General features: G+C 65.7%; 6 protein-coding genes. 3 read left to right on the top strand and 3 right to left on the bottom strand.

The genetic code is table 11. From position 1 onward, the window contains the following. The 3 genes from ACXJL8_RS35505 to ACXJL8_RS35495 form a co-directional block, all read right to left on the bottom strand. On the bottom strand, nt 1-440 hold a 440-nt coding region (locus ACXJL8_RS35505), incomplete at its 3' end, for a BatA domain-containing protein (protein WP_456686500.1). Next, a complete protein-coding gene (locus ACXJL8_RS35500; RefSeq protein WP_456620437.1) occupies nt 437-1,381 on the bottom strand; it encodes a DUF58 domain-containing protein in 945 nt (314 codons plus the stop codon). The genes ACXJL8_RS35500 and ACXJL8_RS35505, both read right to left, overlap by 4 nt. Continuing rightward, a complete protein-coding gene (locus tag ACXJL8_RS35495) occupies nt 1,381-2,379 on the bottom strand; it encodes an AAA family ATPase (RefSeq protein ID WP_456686499.1) in 999 nt (332 codons plus the stop codon). The genes ACXJL8_RS35500 and ACXJL8_RS35495 overlap by 1 nt, the downstream gene beginning before the upstream one ends. 272 nt (nt 2,380-2,651) lie before the next feature. Here ACXJL8_RS35495 and ACXJL8_RS35490 point away from each other — a divergent pair, with 272 nt between their 5' ends. The 3 genes from ACXJL8_RS35490 to ACXJL8_RS35480 form a co-directional block, all read left to right on the top strand. After that, on the top strand, nt 2,652-3,263 hold the full coding sequence (locus tag ACXJL8_RS35490) for a DUF1285 domain-containing protein (protein ID WP_456686498.1): 612 nt from the start codon (nt 2,652-2,654) through the stop codon (nt 3,261-3,263). Next, nucleotides 3,260-3,931, top strand: a complete 672-nt coding sequence (locus tag ACXJL8_RS35485) for a CoA pyrophosphatase (protein WP_456620440.1) — start codon at nt 3,260-3,262, stop codon at nt 3,929-3,931. Before ACXJL8_RS35490 ends, ACXJL8_RS35485 begins: the two co-directional genes overlap by 4 nt. Further along, the coding region (locus ACXJL8_RS35480) for a DUF6111 family protein (RefSeq protein WP_456686497.1) at nt 3,928-4,150 on the top strand (223 nt) is incomplete at its 3' end. The genes ACXJL8_RS35485 and ACXJL8_RS35480, both read left to right, overlap by 4 nt.

The following is a 4,150-nucleotide window of genomic DNA, read 5'->3' as shown; positions in this document are numbered from 1 at the left end:
GCCGGCATCAGCGTGATGTCGCGGTTCGGCTCGGACAGCGGCACCAGCGCGATGGCGCGGCGGTCATTCTCGGCATTGGCGATCAGCTCGTCGGCGGCCCTGATCCGGATGTCCCAGTTCGAAGCCGCGCTCCAGCCGTCGTCGAACATGATCATCAATGGCGCCTTGCTGGAGGCGAGGCCTGTTTGCGGATTCCAGATCGGGCCGGCGGCGGCGAAAATGACGAGGGCCGCAGCCAAAAGCCGCAGCGCGGTCAGCCACCACGGCGTCCGCGAGGGCGTCTCTTCCCTCGGCGCGATGTCGAACAACAGCCGTGTCGGCGGAAACTCGATGCGGCGCGGCCGCGGCGGCATCACGCGCAGCAGCCACCACAGCACCGGCAGGCTGACGAGGCCGATCAGGAGCAGCGGTTCGGTGAAGGCGAGCGGCAATCCCATCATGCTGCCGGCCCCGCCTTGATCGTCGTGGTGCGGGCGCCCGACTTGCTCACCTGCATGCCGGCATGCAGGAACAGCAGCAGTTCGGCGGCGGAACGGTCGGTCGAATGGGTCGCGAACAGCCAGTCGAGCCTGTTGGTCTCGGCGCGGATCTGGTCGCGGTGCAGTGCAAGCCGCGCGGTGTAATCCTGCACCCAGCTCTCGGCCCGGCCGGCGGTGATCACGCCGAACCCTTCGGGCTCGACGAACTCGATGCGGCCGGAATAGGGGAAGGACTCTTCGGCGGGATCGACGACCTGCACCAGCGTGCCATGCGCGCCGGAGCCGGCCAGACCGGCGAGCGTCGCTGTGATCTCCGCGACCGGCGACCAGAAATCCGATAGCACGATCGTCTCCGCCAGCGCCGAGGGCACGAAGGAGGGCGGCAGGCTCAGCCGTTCGGCGTCGTCATGCAGCATCGCCTGCGCCATCTTGTCGATGACACTGCGGCTCGCGGTCGGCGCCATCAGCCCGGGAATGCCGACGCGCTCGCCGCCCGAGACCAGCAGCTCGGCCAGCGCAAAGGCGACGATCAGCGTGCGCTCGAGCTTGGATTCGCGGGCCTGCTTCGAGGCGAAGGCCATCGACGGCGAGCGGTCGGGCCAGATCCACACCGTGTGCGAGGCTTCCCATTCGAGCTCGCGGACATAGAGATGGTCGTCGCGCGCCGAGCGCCGCCAGTCGACGTTCTGCGACGGCTCGCCCGAGACGAAGCGGCGGTATTGCCAGAAATTTTCGCCGGAGCCGGCGCGGCGCCTTCCGTGCAGGCCGTGGATGACGTTGGCGGCGATACGGCGGGCCTCGAGCACCAGGCGCGGCAGCGAAGCGGCGAGCGTGCGGCTTTCGCCATCGGCACGTCGGATCGCGATGATCTCCTTTGCTGTGTGCCCGTTGTCTGCGGCCATCAACCGATCCGTGTCTTCAACTGCCGGATCACGTCCGGAATCGTCCGACCTTCGGCCCGCGCCTGGAAGGTCAGCGCCATGCGGTGCTTCAGAATGGGTTCGGCGAGGTCGAGCACGTCGTCGATCGAGGGCGCAAGGCGTCCGTCGATCAGCGCACGCGCGCGCACCGCGAGCATCAGCGACTGGCTGGCGCGCGGGCCCGGGCCCCAGGCGATGAACTTGCCGGTCTCGCCGCTGTCCGGACCCGGACGGGCCGCGCGCACCAGCGACAGGATCGCCTCCACGACGGAATCGCCGACCGGCAGGCGGCGGACCAGCCGCTGCGCCGTGATCAGCGCATCCGCCGTCATCGAGCCCCGCGCCAGCGTCTCGTCGGCACCGGTGGTCTCGAACAGGATGCGGCGCTCGGCGTCGCGATCGGGATAATCGACGTCGATCTCCATCAGGAAGCGGTCGAGCTGCGCCTCGGGCAGCGGATAGGTGCCTTCCTKCTCCAGCGGATTTTGTGTCGCGAGCACGTGGAACGGCTTCGGCAGATCGTGGCGCGCGCCGGCAACGGTGATGTGCTGCTCCTGCATCGCCTGCAACAGCGCCGATTGCGTGCGCGGGCTGGCGCGGTTGATCTCGTCGGCCATCAGCAGCTGCGCGAAGACGGGACCGGAGATGAAGCGGAAGGAGCGCTTGCCGGCGGTGCTTTCGTCGAGCACTTCGGCGCCGAGAATGTCCGACGGCATCAGATCGGGCGTGAACTGGATGCGCTTGGCGTCGAGGCCCAGCGTGACGCCGAGCGTCTCGACCAGCTTGGTCTTGGCGAGGCCGGGCACGCCGATCAAGAGCGCATGGCCGCCGGAGAGGATGGTGACCAGCGTGTTCTCGATCACCCGGTCCTGGCCGAAGATGACGGAAGCGATCGCGTCCTTGGCCGCGCGAATTTGACCAGATACCTGCTCGGCCGAACGGACGATCCCGTCCTCGAGTTTCTCGACACTTTCCGCCATCCGTCAGCTCCTTACGTCCGCCACGCGGCTCGCTTGCGTCGTCAAATCATCTCATCACGTCGGATCATGGGCCTATGCTAGACTTGCAGGAAGGCCATGTATTCGTTGAATTAACCTATCCCCACCTTATCGGCTTCGGGATATGTAGGGCATCACGAAGTGGCGACCTCCACACCGGGCTAATCCGGGGTGGAACCGCACATCGACATACGACGTAGACTTACAAATCAGACCTGCACCAATCGTGCCAAATGACAAAGTCAGGGCAAACCATGGCGAACCAAGGGCAGAGTGCCGATCGCGGTCTCGAGGGGCTGACTGCCGCCGCCAAAAGTGCTGCCAACGCAGAAGGCGTCAAAAAAGGACTACCTCCTGTGCATCTGTGGAATCCGCCGTTTTGCGGCGATCTCGACATTCGAATCGCCTCGGATGGTACATGGTTCTACATGGGCACGCCAATCGGCCGGCCCGCGCTGGTGCGCCTGTTTTCGACGGTCCTGAAGCGCGAAGGCGAGAAGCACTTTCTCGTCACGCCGGTGGAGAAGGTCGGCATCCGCGTCGACGATGCGCCGTTCATGGCGGTCGAGATGCTGAAGGACGGCGAGAACGACCATCGCGTGCTCCGCTTCCGCACCAATGTCGACGACTGGGTCACCTGCGACGCCGCACACCGGCTGCGCTTCGAGCAGGCCGGGGACGGCGGGCTGACTCCTTATCTGCACGTGCGCGCCGATCTCTGGGCCAAGGTCACCCGCGCGCTCTATTACGATCTGGTTGACATGGGCGAGGAGCGGATGGTCGATGGCCAGCCGATGTTCGGCGTCGAGTCGGCCGGCGAATTCTTCGCCATGRCCGACGCGGAGCAGGTGAGGGCCGCGCTTTGAACAAGCCTATTCCGAGGAACGAGCCCGTCGCGGTCGGTGCGGCCGATTTCTTCGCCCGCTCCAGGGCGCGGCTCGGCTTCGACGTTCCGCCCGGCCTGTACGATCCGAACATCGTTCCGGCCTCGGGCGATCCCGGTACCGACAAGATGCTTGAGATCGTCGCGCGCGAGCGGCCGGTGCGGCCGGCAGCGGTGCTGATCGCGGTGGTCGACCATCCCGAGCCGACCGTCCTCTTGACGCAGCGTTCGGCGCATCTGAATGACCATGCCGGCCAGATCGCCTTTCCCGGCGGCAAGATCGATGCGACCGACAGGTCCCCGCTCGATGCGGCGCTGCGCGAGGCCGAGGAGGAGGTCGGCCTGTCCAGAGACTTCGTCGAGCCGATCGGCTATCTCGATCTCTACGGCACCGCCTTCGGCTTCCGTATCCTGCCGACCGTTGCCAGGGTGCGGCCTGGGTTTGAGCTGACGATCAACCATTCCGAGGTTGATGATGCGTTCGAAGTGCCGCTATCCTTCCTGATGAACCCGGTGAACCATCAGGTGCACAGCAAGGAATTCCGCGGCATGGAGCGGTTCTACTACGCCATGCCGTTCGCGGAACGCTACATCTGGGGTGCGACGGCCGGAATGCTGCGTGTGCTTTATGAGCGGATCTATTCATCATGATCCGGCCGGTTTTGACCGAGATCGGAATTTTCCTCGTCCCCTTTGTCGTCTATGCGCTGTTCCTGGCCGCCACCCGTTCCGGACTGTTCGTGCAATCGTCCTGGCCGATCACCATCGTCGCGCGCCTTGCCCTGGTGGCGCTCGTCCTGGTGATCGCAGGGCTGATCGGGTTTGCGCATTTCTCCGGCGCCGCGCCGGATTCGACGTACATTCCTGCCC

This window comes from Bradyrhizobium sp. P5_C11_2 (assembly GCF_054049755.1).
Note: the sequence above shows the minus strand (reverse complement) of the source record. Positions and strands in the feature narration are given on the sequence as shown.

Bases quoted from the DNA above. Each gene is read 5' to 3' on its own strand.
- ACXJL8_RS35500 (WP_456620437.1), bottom strand. From the start codon at position 1,381: ATGGCCGCAGACAACGGGCACACAGCAAAGGAGATCATCGCGATCCGA.